Source organism: Moorena sp. SIO3E8, assembly GCF_010692445.1.
Taxonomy (GTDB): Bacteria; Cyanobacteriota; Cyanobacteriia; order Cyanobacteriales; family Coleofasciculaceae; genus Moorena; species Moorena bouillonii.
This window is the reverse complement of record NZ_JAAHHM010000028.1, coordinates 1-22,832: the sequence shown is the minus strand read 5'-3', so window position 1 is coordinate 22,832 and position 22,832 is coordinate 1. Positions and strand designations below refer to the sequence as shown.

Sequence of the window (22,832 nt, the reverse complement as noted above, 5' to 3'; positions counted from 1 at the left end):
AGGTACAAATTTCTAGGTTTTAGGGAGCAGGGACTTCGGAGCAGGGAATAGGGGATGAAAAGGGAGATTAGCTACCAGAAGTAAGCCAAGAATAAAATGCCCATCCTTGGGAAGGTAATTAGGAATCCTAACTTTTTCCTGGTAGCCTCCACTAGATTTAAGCTTGATCAAACCAAAGAAAGATTTAAAGGATCTATCGACAATCTTTAGGGTTTGTTGAGCAATATCCGTCGGTAATAACTTGTAATTCTCATTCTCTTTCGAGTGATAATAGTTGCTCTCGTATCGTAGATGCTTTCGTTCCTGAAAAAAGTACTGACGGACATTATAGAGTCCCACATTGAACATATTTTTGCTCAAGTGACACATCTGCCTGAGAGCTTTGATCTGCTGCTTGTCTAAACGAAGATTATTAACTTGAGTTAGCATCCAGTATTCCCGCTACTGAAACTAGTATTTTAGCGGAAATGTCTAAGACACGCAACAGATCCAATCTCCAATTCCCAAGGGGCTGTGTGCGGAACCTGCGTCCGCACTTTATACGCCCCGTCTCCCGCGCTTCATGCGCGGGTATAACGGGAGTCCCCTTGGAGTTGAAAGATGGTTAATTTGAATCCTCAAAAGTTGCAGTTAACTACCGATAGTCATGATAAAAAATCCCATCATGTCTGCGCCTGGGAGAATAAATTCTGACTCCCCTACGGTTACGATAGTAGATTTCATCGTCCCTGCGCTTGGGAGAATAGACTCGCCCGCGCCCACGCCTAGGAGAATAGATTCGCACCCGCCCACGCCTAGGAGAATAGATTCGCACCCGCCCACGCCCACGCCCACGCCTGGGATAATAGATGCGCCGATGCCTGCGGTGTGAACGATGCCTGTGTTTACGCCCGAATGAAGAGATGACAACGTCTAGGTTACTATCTCCAACAACGATGCGACTTTCAGCGTTAACTGGAGCTACAGGCACTAGAGCCATCAGTCCTGTGAGAAGCACAATTGAGAATTTCATCTTGCTAACGTCTTGTGGAAGAGCAATGCTATTTAAGCTAGCGATAGATTAGGTAAAAGCGTCAGCTATCAGCTAAAGGGGTTTAGTCAGGTTTGTGACACCTTTTTAGTCGGGTGTTTTTGTCGAACTAAAGATCCATGCTTGATAGCTGATAACTGATCGCTCAATACTTACACAGATAGACGAGATAAACGTAGCTTACCTTAATGAATGTTCCCATACCCCCCTCTCTGGTGGTATTTTTATGCGATCGCTCTTAGCGGAAGCTTCGCTTCATCGCGAAGCGGTTCCAAAGGAACATAAGCATTCAGCTATCAGTTATCAGCTATCAGCTAGCAGGCGCTTTAACTGAACGGGGTCGGATGAGTAAAACGAGCACAGATTTTCAACCAGTCGCACCAGCACCGTAAACTGTTTTCTTACCTCCCGTTGATTAGCTGACGGCTGACAGCTGATTGCTTAATGCTTACGATTACTGACCACTAGGGCGTGTTTTCAAAGTTTTCCGCAAGATTATGATCCCCCCCAGCCCCCCTTAAAAAAGGGGGGAGCCATACTCAAAGTCCCCCTTTTTTAAGGGGGATAATGGGGGATCTCCGAGGCAAGAAAACACGCCCTAACCCTCACCCCTCACTCAAACAGTTAAGAAGTGTGAAGTTTAGAGCTCAAAGATGGTTAAAACAGTAGATAATAATAAATTTGGCAGAAAAAGGATAAAACTATGGCAGATTACCAGCACTGGGAGGAATCACTCGTCGCACCAATTATACGTCAGGCTCAGCAAAAACTGATGTCTCCCAGGAAATTTCATGCTCTCTGCCAACAGGTGATCAAATCAACTGGTCAAAAAAAGCTATACTTTTATCCACCACCTTCCGAGCTACTGGATGTAACTAACGGGATTACCATCAAAGAGTTAAGACAATTTTTAGATAAATTAGCCAAGTATGTCAGTAGTACCTCCTCAGAAGGACACCGCGTCACACTCTACCTAAAAAGAGTGCGGCTTAGATTAGGTAGGGTAAACAAGACAGTTGTTTTAGTAAAAAAAACCAGAGTATGTCAGCACACTCCAAAATCTGTTGTAGAGGCGAAGCCTTCTAGGAAAAAATTAGAGGTCAACTCCAAAGGGTTGTATGCCAAGGCCATGCTTTCCCAGGATTTGCCCTCCCAGGATTTGCCTACACAACCAGCTCCAATTCATCCTGAAATGCTATCTACAGGGGGAATGAAGGTTGAGGTAGAAATAGCTGGAGCTGGCATGGTTGGTCGGGTAGCTCGCCTGAGAATTAATGGCAAAGACCTGGCATTTAAAGCATTTTTTGACCCAGATTTCGTATGGCAACATGGTCCTTGGGCTGAAATTCCCATTGGGATTAGATTGAAATATGCTCAGGTAACGAAAAACTGTGCAGAATTCTTGTTTGCTAGTCAAGATTGGATGGTATCGGAATGGATTTATCCCGATACTAATCCCGAGTTTCGGCACAATGGCATCACTTATGAACAGTTTGCAGAGCAAGAAGGTCTAACTCAACTCAATTCATTAAATATATATAATTACAATCCATACAATATACGTCTTGATCCAGGGGGAATTCAGAAAGAATACTGGGGCAGACGCTGGCAGGATTTTTTAAGAGGAATTGTCTTTTACCTCAGAAAAGTCCAGCGAGAAGGATTAAAATCCCTGACACCATACCTTTCAAAAAGAATGATTACTTACCTATTCCGGCGATTAATTGTTTTAATTTCTCCTTGGAAGAGTGGCTCGATCGGAGGAAGGGAAAAGCGATGATGAGATGATGGGATAATGAGATGATGGAATGATGAGAGAATCGGTATCCCAAGTCAGACAATCAAGCCAGAGAATAAGGTATAGTTGGATCAGTATTCAATTATCTATTAGAGTCAGACTAATTAACCTTAATAAAAATCTCCCCATCTCCCCATCTCCCCATCTCCCCACACCTCCCACCCTCCCCACCCTTCCCACACTTTCATTTTTATTGACAAATATCTTCACCCTTGCCCATTACCCGATCTTCCCCCATCTTTTGACACAGGAGTTTGGTAGGATATCTATAAAAGTGTCCCTAAACGCACAACTATACATCCCACAACTATACATCTCCCTCTCCTGCTATGCTTAAGAGACTAATTGGTGATCCCAACGCACGTAAACTCAAACGGTACCAACCTGATGTTGTAGAAGTTAACCTCCTCGAAGAAGACATCCAGCACCTATCGGATGAACAACTCAGAGGCAAAACCGCAGAGTTCAAACAGCAGCTGGAGAAAGCCAACACTAGTCAAGAGCGTGATGAAATTCTTGATCAAATTCTGCCAGAAGCCTTTGCTGTAGTGCGGGAAGCAGGAAAGCGAGTTCTGGGAATGCGTCACTATGATGTCCAAGTCATGGGTGGCATTGTCCTGCACAAAGGGCAAATCGCAGAGATGAAAACTGGTGAAGGAAAAACCCTGGTGGCTACTCTACCAGCTTACCTCAATGCCATCGATAGTAAAGGGGTTCACATTGTAACCGTTAACGACTACTTAGCCCGTCGGGACGCGGAATGGATGGGACAAGTTCATCGCTTCCTAGGTCTGAGTGTCGGGCTGATTCAATCGGGAATGTCCCCGGTCGAGCGGCAAAAGAACTATGCCTGTGATATTACCTATAGCACCAACAGTGAATTAGGCTTTGACTATCTCCGGGACAACATGGCCACAGCAATGTCAGATGTGGTGCAACGTCCATTTAACTATTGCATCATTGACGAAGTAGACTCAGTACTGATTGATGAGGCCCGAACCCCACTGATTATTTCTGGGCAAGTGGAGCGACCGACTGAGAAGTACATTAAGGCAGCAGACATTGCCCGCATGCTCTATCCAGAAGATCCAGACAATGGTGAACAACTAGGACACTACGAAGTTGATGAAAAAGCCCGTAACATCTTGATGACCGATGAAGGCTTTATCCGAGCGGAGCAACTTCTAGGGGTTAAAGATTTGTACGACCCCAAAGACCCTTGGGCTCATTATATTTCCAATGCCCTCAAGGCTAAGGAACTGTTTCAGAAAGATGTCAACTATATCGTGCGGAATGGGGAAGTAGTGATTGTAGACGAGTTCACTGGCCGAGTTTTGGCAGGACGCCGGTGGAGTGATGGTCTACACCAAGCCATAGAAGCCAAGGAACGGGTAGACATTCAAAATGAAACCCAAACCCTGGCAACCATTACCTATCAGAATTTCTTCTTGCTCTATCCCAAACTCGCCGGTATGACAGGTACCGCGAAAACAGAAGAAGCGGAATTTGAAAAAATCTACAACTTGCAAGTTACCATTATTCCCACTAACAAACCCTCTAAACGTCGAGACGTCTCTGATGTGGTTTACAAGACCGAGCCAGCTAAGTGGAGGGCAGTAGCAGAAGAATGTGCTGAACTCCATGAACAAGGACGTCCGGTGCTAGTGGGAACCACCAGTGTAGAAAAATCCGAGTTGTTGTCGGGTCTGTTAGCCGAAAAGGGGGTACCCCATAACCTGCTCAATGCTAAACCCGAAAATGTGGAGCGGGAATCAGAAATTGTGGCTCAGGCAGGACGCAAAGGAGCCTTGACTATTTCCACTAACATGGCCGGGCGAGGAACAGATATTATTTTGGGAGGTAATGCTGACTTCATGGCACGGCTGAAGCTACGGGAATATTTTATGCCCAAAATAGTGCAGCCAGAGCAAGACGAAGCCTTTGCCCCCATAGGGGTAACTACTGCCAAGCCTAAATCGGACGCCGTTGGGTTTGCTCCAGGAAAGAAACCGAAAAGCTGGAAGGTTAGCCCTCAGATTTTCCCTACCAAATTGTCCCGGGAAACGGAACAACTCCTAAAAGAGGCAGTAAATTTTGCAGTTGAACAGTATGGAGAGCAGAGTTTACCGGAACTAGAAGCAGAAGAGAAATTAGCGATCGCTTCAGAAAATGCTCCCACCAATGACCCAGTTATTCAAAAGCTGCGGGAAGTCTATAAAGCAATTCAAGGGGAATATGACGCATTCACCACCCGAGAACATAATGAGGTGGTAGAAAAAGGTGGCTTGCACGTTATTGGCACTGAACGCCATGAATCCCGCCGTATTGATAACCAGCTCAGAGGACGAGCTGGACGGCAAGGTGACCCAGGTTCTACCCGATTTTTCCTAAGTTTGGAAGACAATCTCCTGCGGATATTCGGAGGCGATCGCGTAGCAAGGATGATGGATATGTTCCGGGTTGAGGAAGATATGCCCATCGAATCCGGGATGCTCACCAGCTCCTTAGAAAATGCCCAGAAAAAAGTGGAAACCTTCTACTACGATACCCGGAAGCAGGTATTTGAGTATGACGAGGTAATGAACAACCAACGGCGGGCAATTTATGCAGAAAGACGGCGAGTGCTGGAAGGACTAGACCTCAAAGAACAAGTCATCCAGTATGCCGAAAAGACCATGAGTGATATTGTAGATGCCTACGTTAACCCAGAGTTACCACCAGAAGAGTGGGATTTAGAGAGCTTGGTAGGAAAGGTCAAAGAATTTGTCTACTTACTGCAAGATCTAGAACCACAGCATCTAGAAGATATGACTGTCGGGGAAATCAAAACCTTCCTCCATGAAGAAGTCCGGAAAGCCTATGATATCAAGGAAGCTCAAGTCGATCAAATCCAGCCAGGACTAATGCGACAAGCTGAGCGATTCTTTATCTTGAATCAAATCGATAACCTCTGGCGAGAGCATTTACAATCCATGGACGCCCTACGGGAGTCAGTGGGATTACGAGGTTATGGGCAAAAAGACCCCCTGATTGAGTATAAGCAGGAAGGCTATGAGATGTTCTTGGAAATGATGATCGATATCCGCCGGAATGTGGTATACTCCCTATTCCAGTTCCAGCCACAAATGCAACCCCAAGCAGTGTAATGCCTTTTTAAGTTGAAGGTTTAAGAAGTTGAAGGTTGAAGGTTTAAGGTTTAAGGTTTGCTGCTGCCCTTAACCTTTTGCCTCTTGCCTTTTGCCTTTTGCCTTTTGCCTTGTTTAACTATAGTTGTCACTAGTCAACCGATTCCCAATTCCCGATTCCCGATTCCCGATTCCCGATTCCCGACTTAACTTTATGGTCGAATCAACTTGCGTTCTGCCTGACGATACTCAGCAATCTTTCTAGCTCGTTGCAAAGGAATATAAGTAATCATTGCCACTAAGGGGATACCGGTTACTACCAGAGCGGCTGGTACCAATGGATCAAGCAATCCCAGGATAAAAATTAGACCCAAACTACTCCCAAAAGCTGTACTCACCAGTGACAGCCAGATCGAAAAATGCCTAGTCAATCCCCTATCCATAAACTTTTCTACCACAATACCGATTGCTACCCCACTCATCAATCCACCCACTAGTCCAGCTACAGCCCCAACCACTGTTGTAGCTTCTCCTGTTGCTACCAATCCAGTCAAAGCCGTTACCCAGGTAAGAATACCAACTAAAATACCAGCCGTTGCTCCCGCCATTGCCCCTGAGGTACGACCAGCTGTTGCAGTTAACCACGCTGCCAATTCCAAACCTACTGCTGCCCCAGCTAAGGTACTAAAACCAGGTGTAGCACTAATTCCCATTAGAGTTCCGTAGATCATCAGACTAGAGGCTATAATCCAATCAACAGCTACAGCAAATAGTAACAATAGGGCGAGGTAAGCGTAGGGGAGTTTTTTCCGAGTAATTGGGATAGGAGCAGTTTTTAAATTAATATCTAACGAATAGGTCTTAGGGGAAGAATTTGTCTGCAGTAAAACCTTTCTGTGGTAAGTTTTATCCGCCATCAACTTTCCAGTATCAATGGTGATTTTGCACTCAACTTGATTCCCTTCAAAGGTGGCTGGTTCAAACGAAATCCAGCTATGGTAATCGGGGGTATGAGGTGGATCGTGAAGATGAGGCGCAACTTCCCACTTTCCGGTTAACGTTGTCTCAGGTATAGGATTCTTGATCGAGATCGAGTGAGTCAGTTTTTTGCCCAAGCTAGTCCCGGTGAACTCCAGACTGCTGTGACTCAAGTCAACCTTTGGTAAACAAATCGGGTCAGTAGGTATAGCGGCTAGAGCAGCTCTAGCATTGGGATAGCGGTTCTCCAGTTGGGGTTCCACCATTTTTTCTAACCACTTCACCCAATGGGGACTCACCTTCGGAATTAAATGCTGAAAATTAACGTGATAGCGGATATCAACTAAATCATCAATATCCTCTGCTTTGGTATTACTCAATAAGCAAATTAATGTGATACCTACACTATAGAGATCTGATGCTTCGGTGAGTTGACGCCGAAATAATTGCTCTGGTGGCATAAAGCCTAAGGTTCCTTTAACCAGGCTACTAACCCCTACTTCTCCATCCCCCAGTCGCGCAAAACCAAAATCAATCAGATAGACATTGAGATCATCATCTACCAAGATATTAGCTGGTTGAACATCCCGATGAATTACTGAGGGAATACGGTTTTGGAGATAGACAAAAATTTCCAGCAAATAAATCGCAATTCGCTTAATGTCATCAGGACTAAAACTTCGCGGTTTGGCCAGGGATGAGGCTTGTTTATACTCCTGAACTAGGCAAAAGCCATCTTCAGTTTGGAACGAATCTAGATAGCACGGTATACCCGGATGTTCCAATCCTCGCAGCACTTGAATTTCACGCTCGTATGTGTCATAATTTAACCAGTTTGTGTTAGTTTGAATAAACTGAAACTGCTTAATCACAACATACTGTTGAGTTTTGAGGTTTATCGCCAGGTAAGTGTATCTGCCGACGGCTTGATTGCACGTTAACTCCCTGATGATCTGATAGCCATGAATTTTAAATTCTAGACAATTATTCATAAGCTTATAGAAAGTTAACGTAAGCATTCAGCTATCAGCTATCAGCGATTAGCGCTACGCGCACGCTACTTGATGTGCTTATGGGCTATGGGCACGCTACTTGATGTGCTTATGGGCACGCTTTGCCAAAGGCCAATGGTTGACTACTGAATGCTTAGATGGGCTTTTACCCAGACTTTCAATTTGATAAAATCTCGAACTCTTAAATTTTTGGGTTCGAGGTTTATTTTAAGCATTAGGCTGAACGCGCACGCGTGAGCCATTCGCTTAGCGTGGCCCAAAGGCCAAGGCTCACGGCTGACAGCTGACGGCTGTTCGCGCAGCGTGCGCGTAGCGCATATGCTTACCAGTTAATGTTGATAAATTTAGTCGTTAAGAAACCAATAGCTATTACTGGTTTCTCTAACTGGTCTAACTTTAACTGGTCTAAACTACATCACATTTGATGGTATTGCTGGTTGATTAGTTTCAGTTCTTTCCCAGGGGAAAGACTTGTATTTTACGTAGAAACCACCTAATACCACCAGTATGATAATAATCATACCAATACCTAGGGAGCTGGGTAGCCAAAATGCCACTTCGATATGGTTGATTTGACCAGGTTGCAGTGTCCAAACTAGCTGATGTCCATCATCGTAAATCTTGGGACTAATGGCATTGGGGGATTTCTCAATACTGTTTGCTCCCCAAGGGGTCTCTAGGCTAAACTGCAAATCCAACAGTGAACCAGCAGTAACCACAACCTTGCCATTATCAGAGTTGATTACCCCTAGGCTGCGCAAATCCAGGTCATAGCTTAAGTGATTTCGTTGCACCACAAAAAAGTTGTTTTGATCTAGGCGTAAATTAGAGTTAAAACTTGGGTTACTATCACTGTCTGGTGCTAATGGGGCATCTTCTGGGTGACCAACTGGGTTAAAAAACTGCTCAAACTTGGATACTAATTCCTTACCGTTGTTAAAGGGAATTGCGATCGCAATTTCTCGGTCTGAGAGGCGCTGGGTTTTGCCCTGAAGCTGCTTTGCCCGACTTTCGAGACTTCTGAGCCATTTGGTCGCCTCAGCATCGCTCAACTTTGTCAGCTGTTCTCCAAGCTTGATCTGCTGGACAATCTTGCCATGGTGTTCACCGTCAAACCTGACCCCAAGATCATAGTTGACACAACCAGACAGTAGCACTGATGCCAGCACAATCACCCCCAGAACCCGTAAATGCCTCAGAGTTCCACTAACCAACTGCCTTAAACTCACAAAATTTAACTTCACCAACCCTTCTCCTTTTTTTCTTAGTGTCCTTAGGGATTTATGAAACAATAGGTCGATTTGTTACATATATAACCTAAAACCAATACAATAGCATGTTGTAATCATGTTATAGAATCTCATAAACCAGCCCAAATCCTATGAATAAGCCTACTTTACGTAAACTGCATAGTACTTTAGCTCCAATCATCGTACTGCCTTTCATGATCACAGCAATCACCGGCATAGCCTATAGATTAGGGAGAGCCTGGTTTGGGCTTTCTAAAGATCAAACCCACTTTTTAATGGCGATTCACGAAGGAGAATATCTTGGTGATCAACTGAGGCCGATTTATGTACTTTTAAATGGTTTAGGATTAATTTTTATGTTAGTTACAGGTATAGTAATGTATTGGAAAAGTATCAGCAAGAAAGGTATTTTTTCTAGCAAAGTGACAGATAAAAAAACCGCCCCAGATAGTTAATTAACTGACTCTAGCAGTTTTTAATTCCGTGAGGGGCTTACTAGAAGTGGGTTTGAGGGAGTCGGGAGTCGGGAGTCGGGAGTCGGGAGTCGGGAGTCGGGAATCGGGAGCGGTGCGACCCACCCAACCCTTGGATTTAAGCAAAGTTCAAGAAACAGTCTCTGCTAAGCTGATGCGCATTTAAATTGGTTTTTCCCAGTTCCCTGTTCCCTTTGAGCAATTTAGGTATCCCAATCTAAATGCTGAACAGCTTAGCTAGTGATATCAAAGCCCAAACCAAATCAATCCACCCAGGGTTAAACTCACCAAACCAACAGCTAGCCAGACGAATTGATTATCCTTAGTGTTAATCTCAGCAGGATCTAGGGGTTCTGGTACCAATCCTAGGTTAGGCTGCTTGCGATCGCTAAAAGACTTATACACATAACTCTCCCGGTCGTCACTTTCTGCGATCGCACCTAAGTCAGGAATGTTGGTCATCCATTCTGCTGGTCTAGTCAGCTGAGGAGCTTGCAGAATATAGAGTAAATCTTTACCTTGTTTGGAGGTATCTAGGTCAGGATGGCTAGTCAACTGTTGGCAAAGTGCGATCGCTTCCGCTTTTTGCCCAGCTGCCTCATAAGCCATCACCAACCACATTTGCACCTCTCCCCCGAGCCCAGAGGATAGATTTACCAGATTTCTGGCTGTGGTCAAATGCTCTATAGAAGCACGATATTCTCCTCGTTCAAATGCGGCTTTTCCTGACTGGTACTCAAGGTAAAATTTTTCATTAGCCATTAGTCATTCTTTAATTATAGCAATTCAACAAATTGTGAGGTACAAATTTACAGTTTTTAGGGAGCAGGGAGCAGGGAGCAGGGAGTAGGGAATAGCGAAGTCGGAAGAGAGAAGAGGTAAAAAATAATTCGTACCTCATAGCTACGATAAACTCTCTATTAATTGTTAATAATTAAAGAATTAATTATTAATTTCCATTTTCAATTAAGGTTCTTCAGTACCTTTGATGCTAAATGTACAGTTAAAAAGCTTATAAAGCTTACTTTACAGGGGTTCTGAGGCTATTTAACTAGCAAAATTTTCTGAATACCGCCTCTTCCGACTACTCCCTGCTCCCTGCTCCGTTCGCGTAGCGTGGCCAACGGCCTCAGTCCCTGCTCCCTGCTCCCTTTGCAAAAGTGTTTATTTAGCATAACAAGTACGGAAGAGCCTCAATTAACAATTTCCTAGTTGCCATTTGCGATTTGTCCTTAGTTGCTAAATTCCGATGCCACAATCATCGAACCGATTCCTTCATCGGTGAAGATTTCCAGGAGCAGGGCATGGGGAATGCGACCATCAATAATATGAGCCGCACGTACCCCTTGAGCAAGCGATCGCACACAGCAGTTTACCTTAGGAATCATCCCACCAGACACTACCCCACTGTCAATCAACTCCCGTGATTGTTGAATATCTAGGTGAGCAATCAGGCTAGATGGGTCTTTAGGATCCTTCAAAACCCCAGGGGTATCAGTCAGCAAGATCAGCTTTTCTGCTTCTAAAGCAGCTGCGATCGCACCGGCAACCGTGTCAGCGTTGATATTGTAAGCTTGGCCAGTATCATCAGCCGCCACACTAGACACTACTGGAATGTAGCCACTATTGACCAAAGACTCTAATAGCCCCACATCCACACTGCTCACTTCCCCAACAAAGCCAATACCCTCTTGACCTTGTGGGCGTGCTACGAATAAGTTACCATCTTTGCCACACAGCCCGACAGCATTACCACCGGCGTAGTTAATCCCAGAGACCAACTCTTTATTCACCCGACCCACCAGCACCATCTCCACTACATCCATCGTGGCAGCATCGGTCACCCGCAGACCATTCTTAAATTGTGGCTCAATCCCTAATTTCCCCAGCCAGCTATTGATTTCTGGACCACCACCGTGAATAACTACTGGTCGTACACCCACAGAAGCTAAGAAGACTATATCCCGGATTACCTGGTCTTTGAGATTGCTGTCTTTCATGGCCGCACCACCATACTTAACCACGACTGTGCGACCAGCAAACTTTTGGATGTAGGGTAGTGCTTCACTGAGTACCCGCACACGGGTTGCTTCAGTTTCCCTTATGTACTCTTGAGTATAGAGCATAGGCAATCACTCAAATCTATAATCACATCCACAGCAGTGTAAATCATTTTCATAGCTTAGGGCTAGATAGAATGGCTCGTTTCTTAAGAATTGGAACAGACAAAGCTTCAGGGGAACAGAGGTATAGCTGTTTTCTTCTCCTAAAAGATAGATGGGTCAAATGGTCAGATGGTGATATAAGTATAATTTTCGACCCGACTCCCTCGGTGCGCTTTCCGTAGGCGAATTAAATTCGCCACGGGTCGCACCGCTCCCGACTCCCGATTCCCGACTCCCGACTCCCGACTCCCTATTCCAATTAACCTAGGAGGAGGTACCTCACCCAGATCTTGAAATCAGAGAGTTTTTAGAAAAAATTGCGGATTTACAAGCAAAACCCAAGACTAATTTAACAGAATAAAACCAGGCTACTAGCTTCAAGCAGGGCTTTATCTTAGATTTACCTTAATGGGTAATTAGTAATCAGTAATTTTTCCTCACTACTACCGAGCAATGACCGATTACCATGAGCTCCTGTGTTAGCTTAAGTATATAGCCCAACAAACAATTGCTTATTTACCTGTTTCACCTCGATGCTGAAAATCCTTCTCAAGCAGCTGCGCCACGATCATTATATTCTTTGGTATAACAGCTTAATTATTATACTATTTTTAATTTTAAGTATTTATGTCAAGATTCAGGACAGGGGTTATATAGTCGTAGGACTTTTTGATGATCCTTTTCTTATAAATCGCCCCTACATCGGCACGTTATCAGCTTTGTCTGAATTAATGTGGTGCGTAGTAGTAACAATTTGTTTATGGTGCTGGTTTTTGCTAAACAAAATTCAGCCGAATCAACGAATAAATCGATTTATTTTATACTCTGCCCTTGGCATTGGAATCTTATTAACTGATGATGTCTTCAGGATTAATTTAATACTAGCAAAGCAAGGGATTTCCAAAGCGCCGGTGTATTTTATGTATGGCATAGGTGCCATCCTGTATGGATTAGCTTTTTGGAGGATAATTCGAGCTACACCATATATACTGCTGATGATTGCGGCAATTTTATTTGTAATATCTGGTTTGGTAGACTTCTCCCATTTGTCAGGACAAGGAACCAGAGCCATGCTAGAAGATGCCACTCGGTTATTGGGTATTATGAACATCACTCTCTATTTCAGCCAGGTATGCTGGCAGGTGATGCTGCAATCTTTGGATAGAAAGAGAAATCGAGCTGTCTAATTCCCAAATTGGGATTTAAAGTTCTCTGGGCAAAGAATTGTTGTGGGGTAATTTTAAATTCCGTAATTTCACAGATTTACAGTCGCTGATCAAAACGTTAAGAATAGAAGAACCAAGTGTGTCTTACTGTCATGGGAGGTGATTACCTTCTCGATACCCAGTTCCACTTCACAAGGGAATTAACTCCAACGGATAAGTTGGAGATCTGCTACTTGGTACGAAACCAAGATGGTTAATCTGACCATTGCTGTTACCATCGGTGCTGCTGGAAATTCTTGCCCAATTGACCAACGGCATATGCTCAAAACCTTACAAGAGATGTTCTCCGGTCATTATATATTCCACGAGCATTGCTATGTCTGGAAGCCTGAATTAGTTGGACTTCATGCTGGATCGGATTTACTAATTGCTCTATCCTATTACTCTATTCTGCTGTTGCTGATCTATGTTTGGTCTCAACACCAAGATCTGCCATTACTGAAGATTTTATTACTATTTAGTGCCTTGGTTTTGTGCTGTGGCACCAGTCACTTGCTGGAAGTCTGGACAATTTGGCATCCCGATTATTGGCTCTCTGGTTTAGTCAAAGGCACTAGTGCCATACTTTCTCTGTCTAGCGCGATCGCACTAGTAGTAGTGATGCCAAAAGTCTTAGCATTCTCCAGTAGAGCTGCACTGGAAGCGACTAACACAGCTCTGGAAAAGGAAATTGCTGAACGTAAGCAAACCCTAGAAGAACTACTGAGATCCCAACAAACCTTGTCCCTCCTGGTAGAGCAAACTCCCCTTGGTTTCATTGAGTGGAGCCTGGATGGTGAAGTGATGCAGTGGAACCATGTAGCCGAAAAAATTTTTGGCTATAAGAAGATGGAAGCCTTTGGGCATCGTGCCCATGAATTGATGAAGCCGCAATCTTCCGTAGAGCAGTTCCAGCGAGTTCTGCAAGACTGTTTGAATTTTCAGTGTAGCAACTGCATTACGGAAAACTACCATCCACAAGATGGCAGTAGTATATTTTGCCAGTGGCACAATGCTCCCTTAATTGAATCTGATGGCACCATCATCGGAGTGGTGTCCGTGGTAGAGGATATCACGAAGCGCAAGCTAGAGGACGATGTCCTCAGCCAAGCCTATGAAGAGTTAGAAAAACGAGTATCAGAACGGACAAAGCAACTAGCAGCAGCTAATGAAGTCTTAAAAGCTGAAATCAGAGAGCGCCGCCAGGTTGAGTCGGAATTAGGCAACAACCTAGAGCTGCTCAACCTATTTTTGGAATATGTACCCGCAGCTATTGCCATGTTCGATCAGCAGATGAGGTACCAGTTTGTTAGTCGCCACTGGTACTCAGAGTACAACATCTCTGATGACAACATCATTGGCAAAAGCTACTACGACGTATTTCCAGAAACTCCTGAGCGTTGGAAGAAAATACACCAATGGTGCTTAGAGGGTTATTCAGCAGAGTGTGAAGAAGATTTGTTTATTCGCGCTAATGGTGAACAACAGTGGCTGAAGTGGGAAATCGGTCCTTGGGTTGACATTGCTGGGAAAATTAGCGGTATCATTATGAGTACTGAGGTGATTACAGAGCGTAAGGAAGCTCAAGAGTCCCTCAAACGACTTAATCAAGATTTATCCCGATCTAACCGTGAATTAGAACAGTTTGCCTACGTGGCTTCCCATGATTTACAAGAACCACTGCGAGCCATTAGTAGCTACACCCAACTCTTAGCTAAAAAATACCAGAGTAACCTGGATGCTCAAGCGGATAAGTATATTCATTACATCGTAGATGGCGCTACTAACATGCAGCAGTTAATCCAGGATCTGCTAAGTTTTTCTCGGGTGGGAACCCATGGTAAACAATTAGCAGTTACTGACTGCGAGGTAGTACTGAATCGGGTTTTAGACAATTTAAATGTGGCGATTATCGAGAGCGATGCCATAGTTACCCATGACTCCTTACCTGTAGTTATGGGGGATGATATACAACTGAGTCAACTTCTGCAAAATCTCATCGGTAATGCTATTAAGTTTCGCAGCCAAGAGCTACCCAGAGTCCATATTTCAGCGGAACTGAAGGGTAAGGAATGGATCTTTTCAGTTCGTGATAATGGTATTGGTATTGAGCCTGAGTACTTTGAGCGCATCTTTACTATTTTCCAGCGCTTGCATACCCGCCGTGAGTATCCCGGCACAGGCATTGGTCTAGCAGTTTGTAAGAAGATTGTAGAGCGTCATGGGGGAAAAATTTGGGTAGAGTCAGAGCTAGGAGTAGGCACAACATTTTACTTCTCAATACCACAGCCTGATCATGAGTTAAACATTATCTAGAAATTTCAGTAACTGGCATCATGAACATTATGACAAATACTCAACCAATTGATATTCTGCTGGTAGAAGATTCGTCGAGTGATGCCGAACTCATTTTAGAGGCCTTATGTGATAGCAAGCTATCCAGTAACTTTCATTGGGTTGATGATGGTGCTAAGGCGATCGCATTCCTCCGTAAGCAGGGCAAATATCAGGAAGCCCCACGTCCAGCTTTAATTGTTCTGGATCTCAATTTACCTAAAAAAGATGGTCGCCAGGTTCTCCAAGAAATAAAGGAAGACCCCAAGATAAGTACAATACCAATTATTATATTAACCACATCTGACTCTCAGCAAGATATTATCAATACTTACAGACTAAAAGCTAACTGCTACATTTGTAAACCCATTGATTTGGAAAGTTTTATGTCGATGGTAAAGCTGATTGAAGAATTTTGGTTAAACCTTGTTAGACTGCCATCATATCAATAAATATGGACACCCATTCCCTAAAAATCTTGCTAGTAGAAGATAACCCAGCTGATGCGGATCTTCTCCAAATCATTTTAACTGATGCCCAAGAGATTCAGTGGTCACTGGTGCAGGTAGAAAAGTTACAAGATGCTATTGATTCCCTCAGTAAACATCATTTTGATATAGTCTTGTTAGACCTATCGTTACCGGATAAACAGGGATTGATTACGGTAACAAAAACCCACGAGGTAGTACCGGATTTACCCATTGTGGTGTTAACGGGTCTAAATGATAGAGTGACCGCCCTAGAAGCATTACGAAAAGGAGCACAAGATTATTTAGTCAAGGGCAAAATTGATAGTGAATTGCTGATTCGCACAATTCGCTATGCCATTGAGCGAGCCAATACTATGAAGCAGCTTCGACAAAGTGAGGAGCAATTGCAACGACTCAATGAGGAATTAGAGCATCGCGTTGCGGAACAAACCGATGAATTAAGGAAAAAAAATCAGTACCTGCAACAGGAAATTGTCAGTCGGAAGTGCTTGGAAGAAGAACTTCGTCAGGCGTTGAATAAAGAAAAAGAACTTAATGACCTCAAATCTCGGATTGTTTCTGTCGTTTCTCATGAATATCGCACCCCACTAGCCACCATCCTATCTTCCGCAGAATTATTAGAACATTATAGTCATAAATGGTCTGACGAAAAAAAGCAACGTCATTTTAAACGGATTCAAACGACGGTTAAACATCTGACTAAGTTAGTGAGTGATGTACTGCTATTCAGTAAAGCTGAGGCAGGAAAATTGGAATTAAAACCATTACCTATGGATTTGTTAGCATTCTGTCAGGAAATTGTGGAAGAATTTAAACTAACAGCTAAGCCTGGGTTGACTATTAACTTTAACTGTATGGATAATACCAAGGAAACCTCCTGCTGTATTAGTCAGGGTTGGTTTGACAAAGCTTATCTAGATGAAAAACTTTTGCGGCAAATTCTGTCTAATTTGCTCTCCAATGGGATTAAGTATTCACCGGATGGGGGTGATATCCAATTTGATCTGATCATGAGTGATCATAGTACTATGTTCCGGATCCAAGATTCCGGAATTGGCATCCCCCCAGAAGACCAAAAACGCTTATTTGAGGCTTTCCAGCGCAGTAGTAATGTTGGTACTATCTCTGGTACCGGACTAGGATTAGCAATTGTCAAAAAATGTGTTAACCTACACGGTGGTGAGATTTGTGTAGAGAGTGAAGTGGGAGTTGGTACAGCTTTTACGGTCACATTGCCATTACACTCAGCCCGTTATTCAGGTGTTAAGTATTAGGTTAATGGTGGTTAAGCTGTTCAGGGTAAGTATGCCTAATCAGTCTTGCTGGTGAGCAAATTGGTGAGCACCAAATAGAGAAAGTGCGATCGCAAACCCCAGCAGAATCGGTATCGCATACCAGGGAAACTCGGACAGGGGTAAGTAAGCAGCAGCCCGGAGTCCAGTGCTGGTATAACTTAGAGGCAATAGATAGACAATAACTTTTAGGGCTGTAGGTAAGGTCCCTGGGTCAAAAAATGTCCCACCTAGGAAGGACATCGGAACAATTAAGAAGTTGTTGAAAAGACCAACCATTTCCAAGGATTTGACATTTAATCCTACTATCACCCCTAAACCGGCAAACACAGCACAATTAAGCACTAGCAACAAGAAAAATAAGGGATTGAGAAAACTCCATACTTTTCCAGTAAACAGCACTGCTACCAAAATCACTGAAGCAGATGTCATTAATCCCCGCAAAATCCCCGCCATCATTTTGCCGACATGCAAGGCTAAGGGATGCACTGGCATCAACAAGGTTTCCTCAAAGGTTTTCGTGTATAGCCGATCACCGCAAATGGAAAAGGTAGTGCCAGCAAAGCTAATGGTCATAGACGACAGCGCCACCATTCCTGGCAGAATAAATTCTAAATAGGATTCACCAACTGGGGGAGTCATTGTCCGATCTAAGGTACTCCCTAGACCCAGACCAAATGCCAATATGTAGATCACTGGGGAGATTAGCCCACTAGCAACGACTTGGGTCGCTCGCACCCGTAACTTTAGCCAGTCCCCCCACAAAACCGTGAGGCTATCTGTGACTATAGTCGGTAACTGGGACCCTTTGAAGGTGTTGTGATGGGGCAGTGATAGATTGGATTTCACAGTATTGGTTTAAATTAAGTTAATTTTCCTTTACATTAGTCAATATTACTACCGACGACCACAAGATTCTATGCATGAGCACCATTGTCATTAATCCTAGGGTAGGCAGTGCCTAGGCTGTTCACTCTAGGACTTGATTGATGGTATGAGTTCATGCATAATCTGTGTGACCAGGTTGCCAGGATCTGCCCATGATACAAGGAGACTTTAGCTCAATTGAGCGTCTGGCCAATTTATTTAAGCAAAGCCGTGATCGTTGGAAGCAAAGAGCGAGTGAGAAGCAAAAGAAATTGCGAGCACAAGAAATCCGGATCCCGGACAAGCGAGAAAAGTCGAGCCCTGTGGTTTCGACGAGCCCAGATAGCGGAAAAGGAGGTGCGAGCGTATCGTCAACAGAGCTCATCCCCATCGGTTAGCCCCCTGTCTGATCAGACAGCAGTCCCCCCCCGTCCGTAGGCGGCTCTGCCACCGTTGGGATTGTTGAAACCCAAAGCACTCTGTTAGCCAGCCACCATTATGGAGCATTGACGATTAGCTTAGCCATCTCGAAAGTGGTTGAAAGTTTAAGCAGTTTCCGGGGAGCCTCGAAAAATTTGGCCCTATTGAGTCGGTTCATCGGTCAAGTATAACCCGAGTTATAGTAGTATTCGGCAATGGGTATTGCGGATGGGACTATACTTGCTACAGCGTCCGGGGCGAGTACCGTCACGACTGGCGTGTGCATTGCCGATCTGACCCTGGAATTAGGGGCTCACAAATGCTTAGTAGTGTTAGGAATCAGCCAAGCCCGGTGGAAGAACATCGTGGAGCAATCATCTGGGAAATTGTGCTATCAGGACTTGTCATTACTAGCGTTAAAGGTCATGAAGAGCACTCTTCGGAGACTTGATCTACCCAATCCTCGAAGCGGTTGGTGACCAGGTCGGGGTTCCCTTACAGCTTGTCTGGGACCAAGGCAGTGATCTCTATAAGGGCATTCGGTTGTACCATCAAGCTCATCCTTCTGTGCAGGTGACCTATGATGTCACCCATCAAAGTGCCCGATTACTCAAAGGTGAGTTAGAGCTCGATCCAATCTATCAACGCTTTGTCAGTCGGTGTACCCGCAGCCGTCAACAGTTGCAGCAGAGTCCATTATCTTTTTTAAGACCACCCGCACAACGAGCCAAAGCTCGATACTTCAATATTGACACCTTATTGGAGTGGGCCGGGCCTCGTATTGGCCGATCAGAAGCAGCAGGATTTCTCAAGGGTCAATCCCGGCTACTGCGCGCGATCCGAGTGCCTTAAAAACCTTGAGTGAGCAGTTAACTGCTGAGGTCAATGGGGCCTTAAAACCCCTTAAACAAAAGCCATTTCCTGACCAGAAAGCCTTTATTGAAGCCCTCAAAGGGTGTCTTTCAGAGGCAGTTTTCTTTGAAGTTGGTTCCTTAATTTGCCAAACCGCTGACCTCGGTAGACGGTACTTTCCGGAAAAATTGGGTTGGGTGTCGGACTATCAGGAGGCCCTCGAACCCTTCAACCAGATGCTTTTCTTAGTGCGCACCCTTCAATACCAGCAAAAGCCATCAAGGGTTTAACCAACACTCGAAAACAGACTTTATCAAACAAACAGCTGATTTAACCTGATCGAAACGGTTAGAGGACTTATCGCCTACGTTAATTGCCTATATTGACCATGAAACCACAGCATTGCCTCCAAAACAGCCCCTACTTGCCTATCCGTGATATCATCGAGTCCCTCTTTGGTAAATATAAACTGTTTTCCCAAAGGTCATCCCTCAAGCATATGGGGCATTTACTCTTGACACTGCCTCTGCTCACCACCCAGTTGACCTCTGAACTTGTTAAAGCTGCCATGGAAACAGTTTCCTTCTGTGATGTCCAACATTGGTATCGACAGCACTTTGGAGAATCTCCCGTGGGCCTTGCGTCGGGCTATTTTTCAGGCTACAAAAATTGACATAGAAACTGCATGAACTTTTATCTGCATAAGGGATTCAAACTCAACAGCCCTTGCAGTGCCTACCAACGCGGTTTGCAAGCTTCATGATCTGTCTGCTGCACTGCCCACCATACATGAACTGGGAATTGTAACAGGCAAGATGCCTGTTCCACTCCCGACTCCCGACTCCCATTAACCCACATTGTTAAGTCATTAATCGTAGGGTGGGCAGTGCCTACCAACGCGGTTTGCAAGCTTCATGATCTGTCTGCTGCACTGCCCACCATACATGAACTGGGAATTCTAACAGGCAAGATGCCTGTTCCACTCCCGACTCCCGACTCCCGACTCCCGACTCCCATTAACCTAGATTGTCAAATCAAGTACTCAATGATGGCAAGAAGCTGACTATACCAGGAAAGGCAATAATTAACACTAACACCAGCAGTTGCAACAGGATAAAGGGAATCGCACCTCGGTAAATTTCCATGGTTTTCACTTCTGGTGGAGCCACACCCCGTAAATAAAACAGAGCAAAGCCAAAGGGTGGTGTCAGAAATGAGGCTTGGAGATTGGCTCCGATAATTACCCCGTACCAGACCAAGTCAAGGTTAAGCTGTTGGGCGACTGGAGCAAACAGCGGTACTACAATAAAGGCAATCTCAAAAAAGTCTATAAAGAAGCCTAGTAGGAAAATAGTTAACATACTGACTACTAGGAAGCCAATGTAACCGCCGGGAAGGTTTAACAGCATCGCTTCCATGACGCGATCGCCATTCAAGCCACGAAACACTAAACTAAATGCTGTTGAACCCAGCAATATAAAAATCACCATGCTGGTAATCCGCATCGTCGCATCAGAGCTCTGTCGCAGGGATGGCAAATTCAACTGACCATTCACACCAGCTAATACTATTGCGCCCAGGCAACCCACAGCCCCTGCTTCCGTTGGAGTGGCAATCCCAAAAAAGATACTGCCCAATACTAATAGAATTAACAATAATGGTGGTACCATTGATTGGATTACCCGCTTTCCCAAGGCTTTCCCACTGATATTTCGGACTTCTAGTGGTAAAGCTGGTGCTGCATCTGGCTTGAGCCATGCTACAATGATCACATGAATGGCAAACGCCCCAGCCATCATTAAGCCAGGAATCACGGAACCGATAAACAGGTCTCCTACGGATATTCCTAACTGATCTGCCAATACCACTAGTACGACACTCGGTGGGATAATCTGTCCTAATGTACCCGATGCCACGATTACCCCAGTGGCTAGTTCTTTGTTATAACCGTAGCGCAACATAATTGGTAGGGAAATCAGTCCCATTGCCACTACTGTTGCGGCAACGACTCCAGTAGATGCGGCCAGCAACGCACCCACAATCACCACCGCTAAGGCCAATCCCCCTCGCAGCCGTCCAAACAGAATTCCCATGGTTTCCAACAGCTGCTCAGCAATGCCAGATTTTTCTAGCATCGAACCCATAAAAATAAAGTAGGGCACGGCTAGGAGAGTGTAGTTGCCCATGATACCGAAAATCCGCTGGGGGATAGCGGTCATGAAAATCGGGTCAAAGATACCCAAACTCACTCCTATGATGGCAAACAAAATTGCCACCCCACCTAGGGAGAAGGCTACCGGGTAGCCGATGGAAAGTAATACTAAGGCACCGCCAAACATGGCTGGACCTAACCAGTCATAACCCATGGTTTTATTCCTCCTCCTGGGGTGCCAAATATCCAGCAAAAATTGCCCAGTTTTTGATGGCTTCTGAGATTCCTTGAAGAATCAGCAACCCAAAGCTGACAATAATCATGGATTTAATTGGATAACGGGGTAACCCTCCTGGATCTGGGGACATCTCTTGAATCGTCCAGGAATTAACAATTGCTCCCCAAGAAAAATAAATTACCATGATGCAGAAGGGAATTAAGAACAATAATGTCCCAATTAAATTAGCGATCGCTTGAGCCTTTGGCTTCAAACTCTTATAAAAAACATCCACTCGCACATGGCCATTATGCTTAAGAGTGTAAGCCGCCCCCAACAGGAATACTAAGTCAAATAAGTACCACTGAGTTTCGATAAACCCATTAGAACTTAAATTTTCTCCTATAAAACGTCCCAAGTAGCGACCAACTACATTCCACACACCAATCATGATCATCAGTGGCAAAATCCAGTAGGTTAAGCGACCGATTCTCTCGTTGAAGCTATCAATTACTCTAGAGATACGTAATAGTTGTTGCAATAGCCACACTCCTCACTTACCAGCTATTGGAATGATATTTTAACATAGCAATTACCCACTGGCTAAGTAGCTGGATAAAAATAAACCTAGCTTTATTAAGTTGTGTAAATTTATAAAAATCCCTCTGTTCCCTGCTCCCTGCTCCCTGCTCCCTATTTCAACAGTTAATTTTAATTTTGTCCGACTACTTATTGCATCAAGACATTGTGCCCAAAAATAGATCAGATTGGATAAGTTCTATCCAAGCAAAATAAGGCGTTGGTGATTCTGGGTATGATTGTGCCCCCCTAGCCCCCCAATTTTGGGGGGAACAAAACTCTAAAAGTCCCCCAAAGTTGGGGGATTTAGGGGGCTTTACCAAAACCAAACGATCGCCCATTCATACTTCAATTCAGCAACGCCCAAAATAATAAGTGTTTGATGAAAGGATAGTGATGAATTACCCTGAGGGGGCGACGAAATAAGCTAAAATGCAGATTCTATAAGCAACCTAGCCCTTATCCCTCGTTGATAATACTTTCGTTTATTAGGATTGAGTCTCATTAATTCGGTTACTAATTCTAGACAACAATCCTTAAACTTTACCCAGGTTTGACCATATAAACCAATGTAAAAACTGCTATGTCTCC

23 protein-coding genes and 1 pseudogene are annotated in these 22,832 nt (G+C 44.4%); 12 read left to right on the top strand and 12 right to left on the bottom strand.

Annotated elements, in window-relative coordinates; translation table 11 throughout:
• Nucleotides 1-12 precede the first annotated feature (12 nt).
• Both F6K46_RS14835 and F6K46_RS14830 read right to left on the bottom strand, forming a co-directional pair.
• A complete protein-coding gene (locus F6K46_RS14835; RefSeq protein ID WP_143727844.1) occupies nt 13-429 on the bottom strand; it encodes a transposase in 417 nt (138 codons plus the stop codon).
• 205 nt (nt 430-634) lie between these two features.
• Nucleotides 635-1,012, bottom strand: coding sequence for a hypothetical protein (locus F6K46_RS14830; protein ID WP_293062300.1), 378 nt, complete (start codon nt 1,010-1,012; stop codon nt 635-637).
• Between the two features lie 721 nt (nt 1,013-1,733).
• Here F6K46_RS14830 and F6K46_RS14825 point away from each other — a divergent pair.
• The 3 genes from F6K46_RS14825 (at nt 1,734) to F6K46_RS14815 (ending at nt 6,163) form a co-directional block, all read left to right on the top strand.
• The gene (locus tag F6K46_RS14825; protein WP_293019821.1) at nt 1,734-2,810 is read left to right on the top strand and encodes a hypothetical protein; all 1,077 of its coding nucleotides are present in this window, start codon (nt 1,734-1,736) and stop codon (nt 2,808-2,810) included.
• Between the two features lie 347 nt (nt 2,811-3,157).
• Nucleotides 3,158-5,974 (top strand): preprotein translocase subunit SecA, encoded by a 2,817-nt coding sequence (secA, locus tag F6K46_RS14820; RefSeq protein ID WP_293062298.1) that lies wholly within the window; start codon nt 3,158-3,160, stop codon nt 5,972-5,974.
• Between the two features lie 57 nt (nt 5,975-6,031).
• Entirely contained in the window at nt 6,032-6,163 is a 132-nt protein-coding gene (locus tag F6K46_RS14815) for a hypothetical protein (protein ID WP_293062296.1), read from the top strand.
• A gap of 2 nt (nt 6,164-6,165) precedes the next feature.
• Here the strand turns inward: F6K46_RS14815 and F6K46_RS14810 are convergent, their stop codons facing one another.
• Together F6K46_RS14810 and F6K46_RS14805 are read right to left on the bottom strand one after the other, a co-directional pair.
• Nucleotides 6,166-7,923, bottom strand: a complete 1,758-nt coding sequence (locus F6K46_RS14810; protein ID WP_293062294.1) for a protein kinase — start codon at nt 7,921-7,923, stop codon at nt 6,166-6,168.
• Between the two features lie 431 nt (nt 7,924-8,354).
• Nucleotides 8,355-9,188, bottom strand: coding sequence for a DUF3153 domain-containing protein (locus F6K46_RS14805; protein WP_293062292.1), 834 nt, complete (start codon nt 9,186-9,188; stop codon nt 8,355-8,357).
• A gap of 137 nt (nt 9,189-9,325) precedes the next feature.
• Here F6K46_RS14805 and F6K46_RS14800 point away from each other — a divergent pair, with 137 nt between their 5' ends.
• The gene (locus tag F6K46_RS14800; RefSeq protein ID WP_293019827.1) at nt 9,326-9,649 is read left to right on the top strand and encodes a PepSY-associated TM helix domain-containing protein; all 324 of its coding nucleotides are present in this window, start codon (nt 9,326-9,328) and stop codon (nt 9,647-9,649) included.
• Here the strand turns inward: F6K46_RS14800 and F6K46_RS14795 are convergent, their stop codons facing one another.
• The 4 genes from F6K46_RS14795 to argB all read right to left on the bottom strand — a co-directional run bounded on the left by F6K46_RS14795 (nt 9,650) and on the right by argB (nt 11,793).
• Nucleotides 9,650-9,793, bottom strand: coding sequence for a hypothetical protein (locus F6K46_RS14795; RefSeq protein WP_158069568.1), 144 nt, complete (start codon nt 9,791-9,793; stop codon nt 9,650-9,652).
• A 120-nt stretch (nt 9,794-9,913) separates the two neighbouring features.
• Complete coding sequence (locus F6K46_RS14790; protein ID WP_075899460.1) at nt 9,914-10,429, bottom strand: hypothetical protein; 516 nt, start codon at nt 10,427-10,429, stop codon at nt 9,914-9,916.
• A gap of 10 nt (nt 10,430-10,439) precedes the next feature.
• Nucleotides 10,440-10,568, bottom strand: coding sequence for a hypothetical protein (locus F6K46_RS14785; protein ID WP_293062289.1), 129 nt, complete (start codon nt 10,566-10,568; stop codon nt 10,440-10,442).
• Between the two features lie 331 nt (nt 10,569-10,899).
• On the bottom strand, nt 10,900-11,793 hold the full coding sequence (argB, locus tag F6K46_RS14780; RefSeq protein ID WP_075899458.1) for an acetylglutamate kinase: 894 nt from the start codon (nt 11,791-11,793) through the stop codon (nt 10,900-10,902).
• 572 nt (nt 11,794-12,365) lie between these two features.
• Here argB and F6K46_RS14775 point away from each other — a divergent pair.
• From F6K46_RS14775 to F6K46_RS14760, 4 genes are all read left to right on the top strand, one after another.
• The gene (locus F6K46_RS14775) at nt 12,366-13,019 is read left to right on the top strand and encodes a hypothetical protein (RefSeq protein ID WP_293062286.1); all 654 of its coding nucleotides are present in this window, start codon (nt 12,366-12,368) and stop codon (nt 13,017-13,019) included.
• A 228-nt stretch (nt 13,020-13,247) separates the two neighbouring features.
• On the top strand, nt 13,248-15,353 hold the full coding sequence (locus tag F6K46_RS14770) for a PAS domain S-box protein (protein WP_293062284.1): 2,106 nt from the start codon (nt 13,248-13,250) through the stop codon (nt 15,351-15,353).
• A 20-nt stretch (nt 15,354-15,373) separates the two neighbouring features.
• Complete coding sequence (locus F6K46_RS14765; RefSeq protein WP_075899451.1) at nt 15,374-15,823, top strand: response regulator; 450 nt, start codon at nt 15,374-15,376, stop codon at nt 15,821-15,823.
• A 2-nt stretch (nt 15,824-15,825) separates the two neighbouring features.
• Entirely contained in the window at nt 15,826-17,136 is a 1,311-nt protein-coding gene (locus tag F6K46_RS14760) for an ATP-binding protein (protein WP_293062281.1), read from the top strand.
• Between the two features lie 39 nt (nt 17,137-17,175).
• Here F6K46_RS14760 and F6K46_RS14755 read toward each other — a convergent pair whose 3' ends face one another.
• Nucleotides 17,176-18,003, bottom strand: a complete 828-nt coding sequence (locus F6K46_RS14755; protein ID WP_293062279.1) for an ABC transporter permease — start codon at nt 18,001-18,003, stop codon at nt 17,176-17,178.
• Between the two features lie 885 nt (nt 18,004-18,888).
• Here F6K46_RS14755 and F6K46_RS14750 point away from each other — a divergent pair.
• From F6K46_RS14750 to F6K46_RS14735, 4 genes are all read left to right on the top strand, one after another.
• Nucleotides 18,889-19,293: a hypothetical protein gene (locus F6K46_RS14750; RefSeq protein WP_293062277.1), complete on the top strand. Its 405-nt coding sequence runs from the start codon at nt 18,889-18,891 to the stop codon at nt 19,291-19,293.
• 5 nt (nt 19,294-19,298) lie between these two features.
• Nucleotides 19,299-19,583 carry a hypothetical protein gene (locus tag F6K46_RS14745; protein WP_293030644.1) on the top strand — a complete coding sequence of 95 codons (285 nt, stop codon included), beginning with the start codon at nt 19,299-19,301 and terminating at the stop codon, nt 19,581-19,583.
• Between the two features lie 98 nt (nt 19,584-19,681).
• Entirely contained in the window at nt 19,682-19,966 is a 285-nt protein-coding gene (locus tag F6K46_RS14740; RefSeq protein ID WP_293062275.1) for a hypothetical protein, read from the top strand.
• A 213-nt stretch (nt 19,967-20,179) separates the two neighbouring features.
• Nucleotides 20,180-20,356 (top strand): hypothetical protein, encoded by a 177-nt coding sequence (locus tag F6K46_RS14735; RefSeq protein WP_293062273.1) that lies wholly within the window; start codon nt 20,180-20,182, stop codon nt 20,354-20,356.
• On the opposite strand, the gene F6K46_RS14730 is transcribed toward F6K46_RS14735, so the two are convergent.
• The 3 genes and pseudogenes from F6K46_RS14730 to F6K46_RS14720 form a co-directional block, all read right to left on the bottom strand.
• A complete protein-coding gene (locus tag F6K46_RS14730; RefSeq protein ID WP_293062271.1) occupies nt 20,328-21,659 on the bottom strand; it encodes a TRAP transporter large permease subunit in 1,332 nt (443 codons plus the stop codon). The genes F6K46_RS14735 and F6K46_RS14730 overlap by 29 nt on opposite strands.
• Nucleotides 21,660-21,663: 4 nt before the next feature.
• Nucleotides 21,664-22,203 carry a TRAP transporter small permease subunit gene (locus F6K46_RS14725; protein WP_293062269.1) on the bottom strand — a complete coding sequence of 180 codons (540 nt, stop codon included), beginning with the start codon at nt 22,201-22,203 and terminating at the stop codon, nt 21,664-21,666.
• Between the two features lie 465 nt (nt 22,204-22,668).
• Nucleotides 22,669-22,832, bottom strand: a pseudogene (locus F6K46_RS14720) (IS4 family transposase); the annotation flags it as partial.